Annotated in this window: 16 protein-coding genes; 10 read left to right on the top strand and 6 right to left on the bottom strand. The window is 72.2% G+C overall.

Annotated elements, in window-relative coordinates:
- Window positions 1-28: 28 nt before the first annotated feature.
- Window positions 29-1099: an RNA ligase (ATP) gene (locus BLW86_RS32285; protein WP_093877297.1), complete on the bottom strand. Its 1071-nt coding sequence runs from the start codon at window positions 1097-1099 to the stop codon at window positions 29-31.
- Between the two features lie 147 nt (window positions 1100-1246).
- Between BLW86_RS32285 and BLW86_RS32280 the strand changes: the two genes are divergently transcribed.
- Window positions 1247-1981, top strand: coding sequence for a hypothetical protein (locus BLW86_RS32280; RefSeq protein WP_093877296.1), 735 nt, complete (start codon window positions 1247-1249; stop codon window positions 1979-1981).
- Here BLW86_RS32280 and BLW86_RS32275 read toward each other — a convergent pair.
- Window positions 1970-2197 carry a DUF6011 domain-containing protein gene (locus BLW86_RS32275; protein WP_093877295.1) on the bottom strand — a complete coding sequence of 76 codons (228 nt, stop codon included), beginning with the start codon at window positions 2195-2197 and terminating at the stop codon, window positions 1970-1972. The genes BLW86_RS32280 and BLW86_RS32275 overlap by 12 nt on opposite strands.
- A 36-nt stretch (window positions 2198-2233) precedes the next feature.
- Here BLW86_RS32275 and BLW86_RS32270 point away from each other — a divergent pair, with 36 nt between their 5' ends.
- Complete coding sequence (locus BLW86_RS32270) at window positions 2234-2716, top strand: glutathione peroxidase (protein ID WP_093877294.1); 483 nt, start codon at window positions 2234-2236, stop codon at window positions 2714-2716.
- The gene (locus BLW86_RS32265; protein WP_256341487.1) at window positions 2709-3476 is read left to right on the top strand and encodes a putative protein N(5)-glutamine methyltransferase; all 768 of its coding nucleotides are present in this window, start codon (window positions 2709-2711) and stop codon (window positions 3474-3476) included. Before BLW86_RS32270 ends, BLW86_RS32265 begins: the two co-directional genes overlap by 8 nt.
- Before the next feature lie 45 nt (window positions 3477-3521).
- On the opposite strand, the gene BLW86_RS32260 is transcribed toward BLW86_RS32265, so the two are convergent.
- Window positions 3522-4892 carry a cytochrome P450 gene (locus BLW86_RS32260; protein WP_093877292.1) on the bottom strand — a complete coding sequence of 457 codons (1371 nt, stop codon included), beginning with the start codon at window positions 4890-4892 and terminating at the stop codon, window positions 3522-3524.
- A 144-nt stretch (window positions 4893-5036) separates the two neighbouring features.
- Between BLW86_RS32260 and BLW86_RS32255 the strand changes: the two genes are divergently transcribed.
- A complete protein-coding gene (locus BLW86_RS32255; RefSeq protein WP_093877291.1) occupies window positions 5037-5504 on the top strand; it encodes a VOC family protein in 468 nt (155 codons plus the stop codon).
- Window positions 5505-5524: 20 nt separating this feature from the next.
- On the opposite strand, the gene BLW86_RS32250 is transcribed toward BLW86_RS32255, so the two are convergent.
- Window positions 5525-6736: an acyl-CoA dehydrogenase family protein gene (locus tag BLW86_RS32250; protein ID WP_030686130.1), complete on the bottom strand. Its 1212-nt coding sequence runs from the start codon at window positions 6734-6736 to the stop codon at window positions 5525-5527.
- Window positions 6737-6898: 162 nt separating this feature from the next.
- Between BLW86_RS32250 and BLW86_RS32245 the strand changes: the two genes are divergently transcribed.
- Complete coding sequence (locus tag BLW86_RS32245) at window positions 6899-7546, top strand: TetR/AcrR family transcriptional regulator (RefSeq protein ID WP_093877290.1); 648 nt, start codon at window positions 6899-6901, stop codon at window positions 7544-7546.
- 56 nt (window positions 7547-7602) lie between these two features.
- Here BLW86_RS32245 and def read toward each other — a convergent pair whose 3' ends face one another.
- Window positions 7603-8166: a peptide deformylase gene (def, locus tag BLW86_RS32240; protein WP_093877289.1), complete on the bottom strand. Its 564-nt coding sequence runs from the start codon at window positions 8164-8166 to the stop codon at window positions 7603-7605.
- 126 nt (window positions 8167-8292) lie between these two features.
- Here def and BLW86_RS32235 point away from each other — a divergent pair, with 126 nt between their 5' ends.
- From BLW86_RS32235 to BLW86_RS32215, 5 genes are all read left to right on the top strand, one after another.
- Window positions 8293-9540 (top strand): Mur ligase family protein, encoded by a 1248-nt coding sequence (locus BLW86_RS32235; RefSeq protein ID WP_093877288.1) that lies wholly within the window; start codon window positions 8293-8295, stop codon window positions 9538-9540.
- A gap of 19 nt (window positions 9541-9559) precedes the next feature.
- Window positions 9560-10288, top strand: coding sequence for a type 1 glutamine amidotransferase (locus BLW86_RS32230; protein WP_030686136.1), 729 nt, complete (start codon window positions 9560-9562; stop codon window positions 10286-10288).
- A 158-nt stretch (window positions 10289-10446) separates the two neighbouring features.
- The gene (locus tag BLW86_RS32225; protein WP_093877287.1) at window positions 10447-11472 is read left to right on the top strand and encodes a 6-phosphofructokinase; all 1026 of its coding nucleotides are present in this window, start codon (window positions 10447-10449) and stop codon (window positions 11470-11472) included.
- A 102-nt stretch (window positions 11473-11574) separates the two neighbouring features.
- Window positions 11575-12525, top strand: coding sequence for a cytochrome c oxidase assembly protein (locus BLW86_RS32220; RefSeq protein ID WP_093877286.1), 951 nt, complete (start codon window positions 11575-11577; stop codon window positions 12523-12525).
- 215 nt (window positions 12526-12740) lie between these two features.
- Window positions 12741-12941 carry a hypothetical protein gene (locus BLW86_RS32215; protein ID WP_093877285.1) on the top strand — a complete coding sequence of 67 codons (201 nt, stop codon included), beginning with the start codon at window positions 12741-12743 and terminating at the stop codon, window positions 12939-12941.
- Between the two features lie 15 nt (window positions 12942-12956).
- On the opposite strand, the gene BLW86_RS32210 is transcribed toward BLW86_RS32215, so the two are convergent.
- Window positions 12957-13961, bottom strand: a complete 1005-nt coding sequence (locus BLW86_RS32210) for a DUF3048 domain-containing protein (protein ID WP_093877284.1) — start codon at window positions 13959-13961, stop codon at window positions 12957-12959.
- Window positions 13962-13991 lie beyond the last annotated feature (30 nt).

The raw sequence follows: 13991 nt of genomic DNA, 5'->3' as shown, positions 1-13991 counted from the left end.
GGTCACAGGAAGCTCCGGCCCTCACGGGTCACTCGTACTCGGTGCCGCCCTTGCGGGTGAGGTAGGCCGGGCTGACCGCCTTGGCGATGGCCCGGCCGCCGACGACCGGGCTGTACCGCTCGGTCGCGGGCCGGATCACGACGCCCTCCCGCAGGTGGGTCTCCCGTCCGGAGACGGTCTCCCGGCCGCTCGCGTGGGCGAGGACCGTGTCCAGGTCGTACGGGCCGGAGTACAGCCGCGGTACGAGGGGGACCTCGCCGGGCTCCAGGACGTCGGCCGGGTCGAGCCAGCGGACTTCTCCCCCGATCTCGGCGGACACGTCGAAGAGGGCGTAGCCGACGGTCTCGGAGCGGGCGTCGGCGCCGTAGGCGAGGTCCTGCACCCCGGAGCCGTACACCTCGCCGAAGAGCCCGACCCGCCGTGCTCCGAGGCGCTGCGCGAGCCGCTCGGCGACGGCGGCGAGGCCGTGGCCGTGGACGGCGCGCCAGTACAGGTTGCGCGGGTCCTCCTGGAGGGCGAGGCCCTTCGCCCCGAACCCCTTCGAGGAGACCTGCGTGCGCCCCTCCTCCGCGTGGTACGTCAGCAGGCAGGCCGAGCCGTGGAGCTTCTCCGTCAGGACGACGGGCTCGCCTGGCTCGAACAGGTCCGGATAGCGCTGGAGGTTCTCGATGTCGACCCACGGCAGCAGGTCGGGCGCCACCTCCACGTCCCCGCTCATCGTCGGCGGTATCGGCGGGACCCACTTGGTGATCCCGAGCGCCTCCGCGAAGTCGGCCCCCTCGGCCGCGGCCCGCGCCAGGTCGGTGCCGGCGAGCGCGGTGGGCCGGCAGACGATCCCCTGCGACAGCTCCCCGCGCAGCCGTACGGCCTTCACCCGGTCCGAGTTCCCTCCGGCGAGCCGCCCGGTCAGCCCCAGCTCGTCGACGAGCGCGAGGGGCAGCACGGCCTGCTCGGGGATGTACACGGCGGCGTCGCCCGTCCGGTAGACCCCCTTGGCGACGACTGCCCGGTAGAGCCCGACCTGAGCGAGCTCCAGGGCGTCGGCGTTCGGATGCGGATGGACGGTCAGGACTTCGGCGGTGACGCGCAGGGTGGACATGGTTCAGGACTCCGGTCGCTCGGGTTTCGGTCTCATCGCGGCTCACCCTGGCGGGCCGGGAAACCGGTGGCCCAACGGTTTTGAAGGCTGGTAGCGTCGCGATCTTCGCTCCGGCACCACCGGGGCGGAGTCCCGTCAGGACACCTCGTGGCCTCTCCCGCGCTGACCTCCGCGCTCCACCGGATCGACGCCGTCTTCGGCGGCATGACCGCGCCCGCCGAGGGCTGTCTCCACTGCTACGGCGCCGAGGAGCTGGCACTGCTCTCGGTGCCCCGGGCACCGCTGGGCGACGATCTGGTGCGGCGGTTCTTCCACGAAGTGCCCAGCCACTTCGACGACCATCCGGCCGTGGTCCGACGGCTGCTGCCGGAGTTCCTCGCCTTCCTGGCGAGCGGCCGCTTCGACGGGATCGGATACCAGCCCACCGGGCTGAGCCGGACGGAGTGGCAGGAATGGCCGCGCGAGCAGGCGGAGGCGATCGAGGACTTCCTCGACACGTGGTGGCGGGAGACACTCGCCGCCCCGGAGCCCGTATACAGCGTGGGGGTCGTGTGGGAGCTGTGCCTGGAGAGCCACCGCTCGCTCGCACCCCTGCTCGACGTCTGGGCCACCGCGCCCCGGGGCGGTACCGAGGACCGGCACCTGGGCGACTGGGTGGCGTACCGGATCGAGGAACTGCTCCAGGACGATCCGTTCGCCCTGCCCTGGACCATGGACGGAGCGGCGCTCCTGCCCGAGCTCCAGGCGTGGCTCGTCGAGCACGCCGTGGACCGGCTCGCCGGGCACCCCGATCCGCTGCTGGAGCGGAAGACGGCGCTGCTCGCGCTCGCCCCGGAGGAGCGGTGGGTGGCCTACTCCGAGCTGGTCGCCTCAGTCGGCTGACGGGTCCAGCCCCGGCAGGGTGTCCTGCGTCACCTCGTGGCGGCGGGTGCGGATGTCCGGGGGCGCCGGGTGGAGTTTGGCGTCGCAGGTGGGGCCCAGGCCGGTGCGCCGGGAGTCGGCGCCGGTGAGGGGGCGGCCGCAGAGTCGGCAGTACACCCGGCGAGGTCCTGTCTGAGCTGCGGAATCGATCGCGATTGCCAGTGGTTCGTCTCCCATGTTGAGATCAAACCTTATTCCGACGAGGAGCAGTCCATGAGTCTGTACGACATTCCGCTGAAGACCCTGACCGGCGAGCCGGTCTCCCTGGCCGACTACCGCGACCAGGCCGTGCTGGTGGTGAACGTGGCCTCCAAGTGCGGCCTCACCCCGCAGTACGCGGGTCTGGAGCGGCTGCAAAAGGAGTACGGGGAGCGCGGCTTCACCGTGCTCGGGGTGCCCTGCAACCAGTTCGCGGGGCAGGAGCCCGGCAACGCCGAGGAGATCGCGACCTTCTGTTCGGCGACGTACGGGGTGTCCTTCCCGCTCCTTGAGAAGACGGACGTGAACGGGGAGGGGCGCCACCCGCTCTATTCCGAGCTGGTGAAGGTCGCCGACGCCGAGGGCGAGGCCGGTGACGTGCAGTGGAACTTCGAGAAGTTCCTCATCGGCCGTGCCGGCGAGGTCACCCGCTTCCGTCCGCGCACCGAGCCGGAGGCCCCCGAGGTCGTGGCTGCGATCGAGGCTCAGCTTGTCTGACCTGGGGGTGGTCGAACGGCTGCGGGCCGCCGGGTGCGTCTTCGCCGAGGAGGAGGCGGAGATGCTCCTCGCGACCGCCGCCGGGCCCGCCGAGCTCGACCTGATGGTCCAGCGGCGGGCCTCCGGCCTGCCGCTGGAGCACGTCGTGGGCTGGGCCGGGTTCGCCGGGCTGCGGATCGAGGTCGACGGCGGGGTCTTCGTGCCCCGGCGGCGTACGGAGTTCCTCGTCGGCCACGCGGTGGAACTGGCCCGGCCCGGCGCCGTCTGCGTCGACCTGTGCTGCGGCTCCGGCGCGGCGGGCGCCGTGCTGCTCGCCGGGGTCGAGGGCGCCGAGGTGCACGCCTCGGACATCGAGCCGGCTGCGGTGCGCTGCGCCCGGCGGAACGTCGAGCCGCGCGGCGGCCGGGTGTACGAGGGGGACCTGTTCGCGCCGCTGCCGCGGGAGCTGCGGGGCCGGGTCGAGGTCCTGGTCGCCAACGTGCCGTACGTGCCGACCGAGGAGATCGGGCTGCTGCCGCCCGAGGCCCGCGACCACGAGCCGCTCGTCACGCTCGACGGCGGCGCGGACGGTCTCGACGTGCTGCGGCGGGTCGCCGGCGAGGCGCCGGAGTGGCTGGCGCCGGGCGGGCACCTGCTGGTGGAGACGAGCGAGCGGCAGGCCGAGTCGGCGCTCGCGGTGATGTCCGCGGCCGGTCTGGTGCCGCGGGTCGTCACCTCCGAGGAGTGGTGGGCGACGATCGTCGTCGCGACCCGGCCGTAGGACGGCGGAAGCGGCCCGCGCGGGCCGCTTCCCGGTCCGGGACGTCTAGGGCCTGGGCAGCAGGCGGCAGCGTGCCGGGCCCTCCTGCGTGAGGGTGATCGCGGAGCCGACCGGTACCTCGGTGTCGACGGCCTCCAGGCCGTACTTCTGGAGGATCATCGCCAGCGCGATCACCGACTCCAGCATCGAGAAGTGCTGGCCGATGCAGGCGCGCGGGCCGCCGCCGAAGGGGTACCAGGCGTACCGGGGGCGGGCGGCCTCCGCCTCGGGCGTGAAGCGGTCCGGGTCGAAGCGCTCCGGGTCCTCCCAGTAGGCGGGGTGCCGGTGGGTGACCCAGGAGGCGACGATGACGTCCGCGCCCGCCGGGATGGTGACGCCGCCGATCACGGTGGCGGCGACGGCTCGGCGGCCCACGGCCGGGGCGGCGGGGAAGAGGCGCATGGCCTCCTTGAGCACCTGCGTGAGGTAGGGCAGCGCGTCGAGGTCGGCGGCGCCGGGGGTACGGCCTCCGAGGACCCGGTCGACCTCCTCGTGGGCCCGCTTCAGCACCTCCGGGTGGCGGGCGAGGAGGTGGAGGGCGAAGCCGAGGGAGGTGGCGGTGGTCTCGTGTCCGGCGAGCAGGAAGACGAGGACCTGCTCGCGCAGCTCGGTGGCGTCGAAGCTGCCGTCCTCGGCGCTCTCGGCCCCGACGAGCAGGGTGAGGAGGTCGTCGCCCTCGACGGAGGCCCGGCCGGAGCCGCGCCGCTCGGCGATGATCCGGTCGCAGACCTCGTACAGCGCCTGGTGGACGGCGGCGGCCCTGCGGTTGCCGGGGGTGGGCCAGTGGCGCGGGAACTTGATCGGGGAGTAGCCGCGGCGGAGCACGTAGGCGCCGAGTTCGGGGAAGCAGCGCTCGACGATCTCGACGGCCGCGTCGACGTCGGTGCCGAAGAGGATACGGGCGACCGCGCGCAGGGCGAGGCGGGTCATCTCGTGGAGGACGTCGACGGTCCCGGCGCCGCCGTCCTGCCATTCGCCGATGAGGGTGGTGACCTCGGCGGCGATGGCCGTCGCGTAGCTGTCGACGCGGCGCTTGGTGAAGAGGGGCTGGACGAGCCGGCGCTGGCGGAGGTAGTCCTCGTCCTGGCTGGTCAGCAGGCCGTTGCCGAAGGACTCGCGGATCTCCTGGTAGAAGGCGTTGTCCTTGCGGAAGTTGGCGGCTTCCCCGGCGAGGACCTGCTGGGCGCCCTCGGCGGAGAAGACGCCGTAGAAGGTGGCACCGATCCCGGGCGGGCCCGCGGTCAGCTTCACGACGTCTCCGTGCTCGCGCTGGGCGCGCAGGAAGGTGCCCAGCGAGTCCCTCTTGAGGTCGAGCATGGAGCCGAGGAGCGGACTTCCCGCGAGTTCGGGCGCTTCGGTACCTGTGGTGATGGCCATGAACGGTTCCCCCTCGATCGTCGCCTGCGAGCTGATTCTCCCTCAGGAGGTGACTGACGGGTAGGGACGCCCGAACTGCGGACCGGATCTGGCCGGTTGGCTCGAAAGGAGCCACTGTCAGTGGCGTCTGGGAGGCTCGTCCCCATGGAACGACCCGAGCTGACGCTGCAACTGACCATCGACTGCGCCGATCCGCAGCGCCTGGTGCCCTTCTGGCTGGACGCCCTGCGCTACGTCCCCGACCCGCCGCCCGCCGGCCACGCCACCTGGCGGGCGTACTGGGAGGCGATCGGCGTCCCGGAGGACGAGCTCGGCGAGGACGCCGGGGAGCTCCCGGAGTCCATCGTCGACCCGAAGGGCGTGGGCCCCCGGGTCTGGTTCCAGCGCGTCCCGGAGCCCAAGACCGCCAAGAACCGCGTCCACCTCGACCTGAAGGTCGGCGGGGGCCGTGAGGTCCCCCTCGCCCTCCGTCGCGCACGCGTGGACGGCGAGGTGGCCCGGCTGACGGCGCTCGGCGCGACCGTCCTGTACGCGATGGACGAGCCGAACGGCATGGACTACTACGCGGTGGTCCTCCAGGACCCGGAGGGCAACGAGTTCTGCGTCGTGTGAGCAGCGCGCGCGAGCGGCTGCTACTTCGCGAGCGCGCGGCTGATGACCATCCGCTGGATCTCGCTCGTGCCCTCGAAGATGGTGTAGATGGCCGCGTCGCGGTGCATGCGCTCCACCGGGTACTCGCGGGTGTAGCCGTTGCCGCCGAGGATCTGGATGGCCTGGGCGGTGACCTTCTTGGCGACCTCGCTCGCGTACAGCTTGGACATGGAGCCCTCGGCCGCGGTGAAGGGCTTGCCGGCGGTGGCCATCCAGGAGGCGCGCCAGACGAGGAGGCGGGCGGCGTCGATCTGGGTGGCCATGTCGGCGAGCTGGAAGGCGACGCCCTGGTTCTCGATGATCGGGCGGCCGAACTGGACGCGGGTCCTGGCGTAGTCGAGGGCGACCTCGTACGCGGCGCGGGCGGTGCCGACGGCCATGGCGCCGACGGCCGGGCGGGAGGCCTCGAAGGTGGCCATGGCGGCGTTCTTCACGCGCTCGCCGGACTTCGCCTTCTCGCGGGCGCGGGCGAGGCGCTCGTCCAGCTTGTCCTTGCCGCCGAGCAGGCAGGAGCCGGGGACGCGGACGTCCTCCAGGACGACCTCGGCGGTGTGGGAGGCGCGGATGCCGTGCTTCTGGAACTTCTGGCCCTGGGAGAGCCCGGGGGTGTTCGGCGGCACGATGAAGGAGGCGTGGCCCTTGGAGCCGAGCTCGGGGTCGACGACGGCGACGACGACGTGGACATTGGCGATGCCGCCGTTGGTCGCCCAGGTCTTGGTGCCGTTGAGGACCCACTCGTCCTTGGCCTCGTCGTACACGGCGCGGGTGCGCATGGAGGCGACGTCCGAGCCGGCGTCGGGCTCGGAGGAGCAGAAGGCGGCGACCTTGATGTCGTTCGCGTCGCCGTACATCTGCGGGACCCAGGTGCCGATCTGCTCCTCGGTGCCGTTGGCGAGGACGCCGACGGCGGCGAGACCGGTGCCGACGATGGAGAGGGCGATGCCGGCGTCGCCCCAGAAGAGCTCCTCCATCGCCATGGGGATGCCGAGGCCGGTCGGGTCGAAGAACTGCTGGGCGTAGAAGTCGAGGGAGTAGATGCCGAGCTTGGCCGCTTCCTGGATGATCGGCCAGGGGGTCTCCTCACGCTCGTCCCACTCGGCGGCCGCGGGGCGCATCACATCGGCGGCGAAGCCGTGGAGCCAGTCGCGGACCTGCTTCTGGTCCTCGTTGAGTTCGAGCGTGAACTCGCCCATGTTCCCTCCCAGCATGACGTTACTTGCGGTAACAGTAGTCTGTTACCGGCGGGTAGAGGCTGTCAACCTGCGGTGGAGCGGTTCGGCCCGACCGACGCCGGATCCCGGCCGGGTGTTACGTTGCGAGAGCCTCACGAATCGCACGGGCGGGGAGACACGCACATGGACATCGCACACCGGACCACCGACCAGCAGACGACCGCCGAGCAGCGGCGCCGCGAGCTGCTGGAGGCGGCGGACCGTGTGGTGCTCCGGGACGGCCCCAAGGCGTCCATGAACGCGATCGCGGCCGAGGCCGGCATCACCAAGCCGATCCTCTACCGCCACTTCGGCGACAAGGGCGGCCTCTACCGCGCCCTCGCCACCCGGCACACGGACGCGCTCCTCGCCTCGCTCCGGGCCTCGCTCGACGCGCCCGCCGACCGGCGCCGCCGCGTCGAGGCCACCCTCGACACGTACCTGGCCTCCATCGAGGCGATGCCCCAGGTCTACCGCTTCCTCATGCACCCGGCGGAGGAGCCGCACCAGACCGAGCAGGGCTTCGACGTCGGCCGCCACTCGGCCCCGCTGCTGCGCCGCATGGGCGAGGAGCTCGGCCAGGTCATCGCCGAGCGCGTGGACCTGGGACCGGCCGCCGAGACCCAGGCCCGGATCTGGGGCCACGGCATCGTCGGCATGATGCACGCCGCCGGCGACTGGTGGCTCGGCGAGCGCCCCTGCTCCCGCGCGGACCTGGTCAAGAGCCTGGCCGACCTCCTGTGGGGCCGCCTCGCGGCGGCCGACGACCTCCCGGGCGGGCCGGGCTTCTAGGAGACCTTCAGGCCTCCAGGGGCCTGTCTTTTCGGACAGGGGCCTGTCTTTTCGGATCAGGTCCGGGCGATCCGGTCCGCCCCGGTCCCCCACGGCTGCTTGTGGATCGTGCGCAGCAGGCGTGACTTGCGCCACCCCGTGACGTGGTCCGCGTAGACCCCGCCCTCCAGGTGGTCCGTCTCGTGCTGGAGGCAGCGGGCGAAGAAACCCGTCCCCTCGATCCGTATCGGGGTGCCGTCCAGGCGTACGCCCTCCACCACCGCGCGGTCGAAGCGGGGGGTCGGCGCCTCCAGGCCCGGCAGGGAGAGACACCCCTCGGGGCCCCGGATCACGTCGCCGTCCGCCTCCACCAGGCGCGGGTTCACCACATGGCCCAGATGGCGGTTCTCCTCGTCGTCGGGGCAGTCGTACACGAACACCCGCAGGCCCACGCCGACCTGGTTCGCCGCCAGGCCCACGCCGTGCGCCGCGTACATCGTGGCGAACATGTCCTCGACGAGCCGGGCCAGTTCGGGTCCGAAGTCGGTGACGGGCGCGCAGGGGGTGTGCAGCACGGGGTCGCCGAGGAGCGTCATCGCTCGGACGAGGCCGGAACTGCCGGGGATGGGCCGGTTTCGCATGGCCGTAAGGGTACGGTCCACCGTGACCTCCCTGTTTCGTGCGGCCGCTCGCCGGTGCCGCTGTTCGGGCTGCTGGCCGGATCTCGATAGGCTGAGCCCGGACCGACGCAAGGAGGAACAAGAACGATGTCAGGACACCCCGGTAATCCAGAGCCGCTGTCGCCGCGCGCCAAGCTGGCCGTGACGGCGGGCAAGGCCGCGGCCGCGGTGTCGCGTGCGGCGGGGCGCGGCAGCGGATCGGTGATCGGCGGCCGGGTGGCGCTGAAGCTCGACCCCGACCTGCTCGGCCGGCTCGCGCAGCATCTGGACGTCGTCCTGGTGTCGGCGACCAACGGCAAGACCACCACGACCCGGCTGATCGCGGAGGCCCTGCGCGCCGCCGGCCCCGTGGTCTCCAACGCCCTCGGCGCCAACATGCCCGCCGGCATCACCTCGGCGCTGGCCGGCGGCTCGGACTCCAAGTTCGGTGTGATCGAGGTCGACGAGAAGTACCTCGCGGGCGTCGCCCGGGACACCACGCCCAAGGCGATCGCGCTGCTCAACCTCTCCCGCGACCAGCTCGACCGCGCGGCCGAGACCCGGATGCTCGCCGAGAAGTGGCGCGAGGGCCTCAACGGCACCAAGGCCGTGGTCATCGCCAACGCCGACGACCCGCTCATCGTGTGGGCCGCCTCCTCCTCCCCCAACGTGGTGTGGGTCGCCGCCGGCCAGGAGTGGAAGGACGACGCCTGGTCGTGCCCCGCCTGCGGCGGTGTGATGCAGCGTCCGGGCGACGACTGGTTCTGCGGCGAGTGCGGCTTCCGCCGTCCCGCGCCGAGCTGGGCGCTGAGCGGCGACCACGTGCTCGACCCGCACGGTTCGGCCTGGCCGATCCGCCTCCAGCTGCCCGGCCGCGCCAACAAGGCGAACGCCGCCACCTCGGCCGCCGTCGCCGCGGTCTTCGGGGTGCCGCCGCAGGTGGCCCTGGAGCGCATGTACCAGGTGCAGGCCGTCGCCGGACGCTACGACGTGGTCTCCTTCCAGAACCGCGACCTGCGTCTGCTCCTCGCGAAGAACCCGGCCGGCTGGCTCGAAACGTTTTCCCTCATCGACGGGCCGCCCGCCCCGGTGATCCTCTCGGTCAACGCGCGGGGCGCCGACGGCACGGACACCTCCTGGCTGTGGGACGTGGACTACGGCCGGCTCGCCGGCCACCCGATCATGGTGATCGGCGACCGGAAGCTGGACCTCGCGGTCCGCCTGGAGGTCGCGGGCGTGGACTTCCGCGTCTGCGAGACGCTGGACGAGGCCGTCTCGATGGCCCCGCCCGGACAGATCGAGCTGATCGCCAACTACACCGCCTTCCAGGACGTCCGCCGCCGCGTCGGCAACTGACCCGTAGAGGACTTGCAGCATGAGTGACAGCAGCCTGCGCCTGGTCTGGGTCTACCCGGACCTGCTCAGCACCTACGGCGACCAGGGCAACGTCCTCGTCGTCCAGCGCCGTGCCGAACAGCGCGGCCTCAGCGTCGAGCGCGTCGACGTCCGCAGCGACCAGCCGGTGCCCACCTCGGGCGACATCTACCTGATCGGCGGCGGCGAGGACCGTCCACAGCGGCTCGCGGCCGAGCGGCTGCGGCGGGACGGCGGCCTGAGCCGCGCCGCCTCCAACGGCGCGATCATCTTCTCGGTCTGCGCCGGGTACCAGATCCTGGGCCACGAGTTCATCAACGACCTCGGCGAGCGCGAGGCCGGCCTCGGGCTCATCGACGTGATCTCGACCCGCGGCGAGGGCGCCCGCTGCGTCGGCGACGTCCTCGGGGACATCGACCCGCGCCTGGGCCTCCCCCAGCTGACCGGGTTCGAGAACCACCAGGGCATCACCCACCTGGGCCCGACGGCCCGGCCGTTCGCCCGGACCGTCTTCGGCAACGGCAACGGGACCGGCGACGGCACCGAGGGCGCGTACAACGACACCGTCTTCGGTACGTACATGCACGGCCCCGTCATGGCCCGCAACCCGCAGATCGCGGACCTGCTCCTGAAGCTGGCCCTCGACGTGAACGCGCTGCCGCCGACCGACGACCGCTGGTACGAGGCGCTGCGCGCCGAGCGCATCGCGGCGGCCACGCAGCCCGCCTGAGTCACCCCGGGGCCGCCGCAGGTCCCTCGTACGAACGTACGTTGTCCACTGTGCGGACATCCGGTTCGGCCCCGCCACCCCTGCGGCGATAGGGTGGCGGGGATCCAGCCGGACGACGTGGTCCGGGAGTCGGCCCACGTTGCAAAGGTTTTTGGGCTATGCGCATTGGCGTGCTCACCTCCGGCGGAGACTGCCCCGGTCTGAACGCTGTCATCCGTTCCGTCGTGCACCGCGCCGTCGTCGACCACGGCGACGAGGTCATCGGCTTCCACGACGGGTGGAAGGGCCTCCTGGACTGCGACTACCGCAAGCTCGATCTCGACGCGGTGGGCGGCATCCTGGCCCGGGGCGGCACCATCCTCGGCTCCTCCCGGGTCCAGCCCGCGCACCTCGTCGACGGCGTCGAGCGTGCCAAGGGCCATGTCGCCGACCTCGGTCTCGACGCCATCATCCCGATCGGCGGCGAGGGCACCCTGAAGGCGGCGAACCTGCTCTCCGAGGCGGGACTCCCGATCGTCGGCGTCCCGAAGACGATCGACAACGACATCGCCTCCACCGACGTCACCTTCGGCTTCGACACGGCCGTCACCGTCGCCACCGAGGCCCTCGACCGGCTGAAGACCACCGCCGAGTCGCACCAGCGGGTCCTCGTCGTCGAGGTGATGGGCCGCCACACCGGGTGGATAGCGCTGCACTCCGGCATGGCCGCCGGCGCGCACGCCGTGGTCGTCCCCGAGCGCCCCTTCGACATCGACGAGCTGACCTCCCGGGTCGGCGAGCGCTTCGAGGCCGGCAAGCGGTTCGCGATCGTGGTCGTCGCCGAGGGTGCGAAGCCGCGCGAGGGCTCGATGGACTTCAAGACCGCCGGCACCGACATCTACGGCCACGAGCGCTTCACCGGCATCGCCAACCAGCTCTCCGCCGAGCTGGAGCGGCGCCTCGGCAAGGAGGCCCGCCCGGTCATCCTCGGCCACGTCCAGCGCGGCGGCACGCCGACCGCGTACGACCGCGTCCTCGCGACCCGCTTCGGCTGGCACGCCGTCGAGGCGGCGCACCGCGGCGAGTTCGGCATGCTGACCGCGCTGCGCGGCACGGAGATCACGATGGTCCCGCTGGCCCGGGCCGTGGAGACCCTCAAGACGGTCCCGGCCGACCGGTACGTCGAGGCGGAGTGCGTGCTCTGACGACTCCCGTACGTCACCACCGCCCCCGGTCGCGATCGCGACCGGGGGCGGTTCTAGTCTGGTGCGGACAACAAGCGCGAATCGGGCTCCAGGAGTGTACGGATGGATCACAGCGGGCACGGCATGACCACGGATCTGCCGCCGTTCACGCTGGGACGGGGCCTGGAGTTCTCCCCGGACCTCTTCTTCCTGATCGGGTGCCTGGCGGCGCTCGGTCTGTACGGCTGGGGCGTGGCGCGGCTGCGGCGGCGTGGTGACGCGTGGCCCGTCGGCCGGACGGTGCTCTTCGCCGTCGGCGTGCTGACGATCGCGCTGGTGATGTGCACCAAGCTCAACGACTACGGCATGGTCATGTTCAGCGTGCACATGGTGCAGCACATGGTGATCTCCATGCTGTCGCCGATCCTGCTGCTGCTCGGCGCGCCGGTGACCCTCGCGCTGCGGGCGCTGCCGGTGGCGGGCCGCGGCTCGACGGGGCCGCGCGAGCTGCTCCTGAAGCTGCTGCACAGCCGGTACATGCGGGTGATCACGCACCCGGCGTTCACCATCTCCATGTTCATCGCGAGCCTGTACGCGCTGTACTTCTCGCCGCTCTTCGACTTCCTGATGGGGTCGAGGGCCGGGCACCTCGGGATGATGGTGCACTTCCTGATGGTGGGCCTGATCTTCTTCTGGCCGATCATGGGCGTGGACCCGGGCCCGCACCGGCCGGGGTACGTGATGCGGATGCTGGAGCTGTTCGCGGGGATGCCGTTCCACGCGTTCTTCGGCATCGCGATGATGATGGCGACCGAGCCGCTGGTGGAGGCGTACAAGAACCCGCCGGCCTCGCTCGGCATCGACGCCCTCACCGACCAGAACGCCGCGGGCGGCATCGCCTGGGCCTTCAGCGAGATCCCGTCCGTGCTGGTGCTGATCGCGCTGGTCTACCAGTGGTACCACTCCGAGCAGCGGCAGGCCGTCCGCAAGGACCGGGCCGCCGACCGGGACGGCGACAAGGAGCTGGAGGCGTACAACGCGTATCTGGCTTCGCTGCGGGCGCGGAGCCGCTGACGCTTGGGATCCAGGATTCTGAATCCGGATCTTGGATCTTGGATCTTGGATCTTGGATCCACGGCCCCCTTCCGGGTCCGGTGCCGCTTCCGGCGCCGGGCCCGGTTCGCGTTCCGGCGCACGCCGGAGCGTCCGGGGAGTAGCGCGCGCCCCTCTCCCGGGGTCACGATGGGCTGGACGGCTTGCGCGGCCCCGGTCGGGAGGAGGGCGGGCTGATGTCCGGTCCCACGAAGACGATGACGGTGCTCACCTGCGCGGCGCTGGTGCTGACGACGGCCTACACGGTGGCGCTCGGCAGCAGCGGCTGGCTCTGGTTCGGTCTGGTGGTCCTGGTCGTGGCGACGATCGGGATGGCGGCGGCGGACAGCTCCGTACCACCGTCTCCCGGGTCCCGCCCGCCGGGCACCACGTCCTGACCGACAAGACACCCCCTACGCGCGCGGGGCCAGGACGATCCAGGTCTGGCCCGGGGCGAAGGGCAGGGGTGCTCCGGCCGGGGTGGTGAAGGTGGTGCCGGAGCCGGCGGAGGGGCGGGACCAGCGGGCCTCGTGGGCGCGCCCGTCGCGCAGGACGAGGGCGGTGCCGCTGCCGACGGTCTCGCTGTACGGGGAGACCGCGCCGAAGCGGTCGTGGAAGCGGGAGGGGCGGATCGTGACGTGCTGGACGACGACCGTCTCCGGGGTGAGCGGGCCCGTGTCGGTGGCGCGGGCCTCGCGGCCGTCCATGGCCACGTGCCAGGCGTGGTCGGCGGCGGACCAGGTGAAGGTGTAGCGGGCCGCCGGGTAGCGGACGGTCGAGGTGGTGACCGGGGTGCCGCCGGGCGGGGCGGGCCCGAAGCGGAAGCCGATGTCCCGGGCGTCGTGGGCCCCCGGCGCGGCGGCGAGGGCGCGGCCGGGGCGCAGATAGAGGTTGTGCGGGGCGGGTCGGTCCGGTGAGCGCAGGAAGGCCCGGGGCGCGGTGCTCTCCGTGACGAGGTCGAGGGGCGCGGCCCGCAGGAGCGGGGTGAGGGCGGACTGGGCGCCGGAGTAGGCGAGGGCCGGTCGGCCGTAGTCGGCGAGCAGGGCGATGTCGGACTCGCGTGCGCTGCGGACGGGGCCGGTGAGCTCGGGGAGGTGTGAGGAGTAGACGGCCAGGAGGCGGGTGACTCCGCCCTCGACCTGTTCGACGTAGACGAGGTCGGCGGCGCCGAGTCCGGTGTGGGGGCGGGCCGCAGGCACGTTGTCGAGCTTCACGGTCAGGACGGGCGCGGGCTTCGCGGGAAGTCCGGTGAAGGGCGAGAGTCCGGTGGCGGGGGTGGCGGGCGAGGTCGTCGGCGTGGGGCGCGGCTGCGGCGGCGGGCCCGAGTCGGAGCAGCCGTAGAGACCGGCCGCCGTCAGCGCGCACAGCAGCGCGGTGAGGACGCGGCCGGGGCGCCTGGTTCCGTGCCCGCCTGTCATGTGACGCTCCCCCACCAGTGGACCACGGGC

Source organism: Streptomyces sp. TLI_105 (genome assembly GCF_900105415.1).
Lineage (GTDB): Bacteria > Actinomycetota > Actinomycetes > Streptomycetales > Streptomycetaceae > Streptomyces.
This window is presented reverse-complemented; position numbering and strand designations above follow the sequence as displayed.

What these genes read in the sequence shown, in the direction of transcription:
- BLW86_RS32285 (WP_093877297.1), bottom strand. Translation starts at nt 1,099, where the DNA reads ATGTCCACCCTGCGCGTCACCGCCGAAGTCCTGACCGTCCATCCGCAT.
- BLW86_RS32275 (WP_093877295.1), bottom strand. Translation starts at nt 2,197, where the DNA reads ATGGGAGACGAACCACTGGCAATCGCGATCGATTCCGCAGCTCAGACA.
- BLW86_RS32270 (WP_093877294.1), top strand. Translation starts at nt 2,234, where the DNA reads ATGAGTCTGTACGACATTCCGCTGAAGACCCTGACCGGCGAGCCGGTC.
- BLW86_RS32260 (WP_093877292.1), bottom strand. Translation starts at nt 4,892, where the DNA reads ATGGCCATCACCACAGGTACCGAAGCGCCCGAACTCGCGGGAAGTCCG.
- BLW86_RS32255 (WP_093877291.1), top strand. Translation starts at nt 5,037, where the DNA reads ATGGAACGACCCGAGCTGACGCTGCAACTGACCATCGACTGCGCCGAT.
- BLW86_RS32250 (WP_030686130.1), bottom strand. Translation starts at nt 6,736, where the DNA reads ATGGGCGAGTTCACGCTCGAACTCAACGAGGACCAGAAGCAGGTCCGC.
- BLW86_RS32245 (WP_093877290.1), top strand. Translation starts at nt 6,899, where the DNA reads ATGGACATCGCACACCGGACCACCGACCAGCAGACGACCGCCGAGCAG.
- def (WP_093877289.1), bottom strand. Translation starts at nt 8,166, where the DNA reads ATGCGAAACCGGCCCATCCCCGGCAGTTCCGGCCTCGTCCGAGCGATG.
- BLW86_RS32235 (WP_093877288.1), top strand. Translation starts at nt 8,293, where the DNA reads ATGTCAGGACACCCCGGTAATCCAGAGCCGCTGTCGCCGCGCGCCAAG.
- BLW86_RS32230 (WP_030686136.1), top strand. Translation starts at nt 9,560, where the DNA reads ATGAGTGACAGCAGCCTGCGCCTGGTCTGGGTCTACCCGGACCTGCTC.
- BLW86_RS32225 (WP_093877287.1), top strand. Translation starts at nt 10,447, where the DNA reads ATGCGCATTGGCGTGCTCACCTCCGGCGGAGACTGCCCCGGTCTGAAC.
- BLW86_RS32220 (WP_093877286.1), top strand. Translation starts at nt 11,575, where the DNA reads ATGGATCACAGCGGGCACGGCATGACCACGGATCTGCCGCCGTTCACG.
- BLW86_RS32215 (WP_093877285.1), top strand. Translation starts at nt 12,741, where the DNA reads ATGTCCGGTCCCACGAAGACGATGACGGTGCTCACCTGCGCGGCGCTG.
- BLW86_RS32210 (WP_093877284.1), bottom strand. Translation starts at nt 13,961, where the DNA reads ATGACAGGCGGGCACGGAACCAGGCGCCCCGGCCGCGTCCTCACCGCG.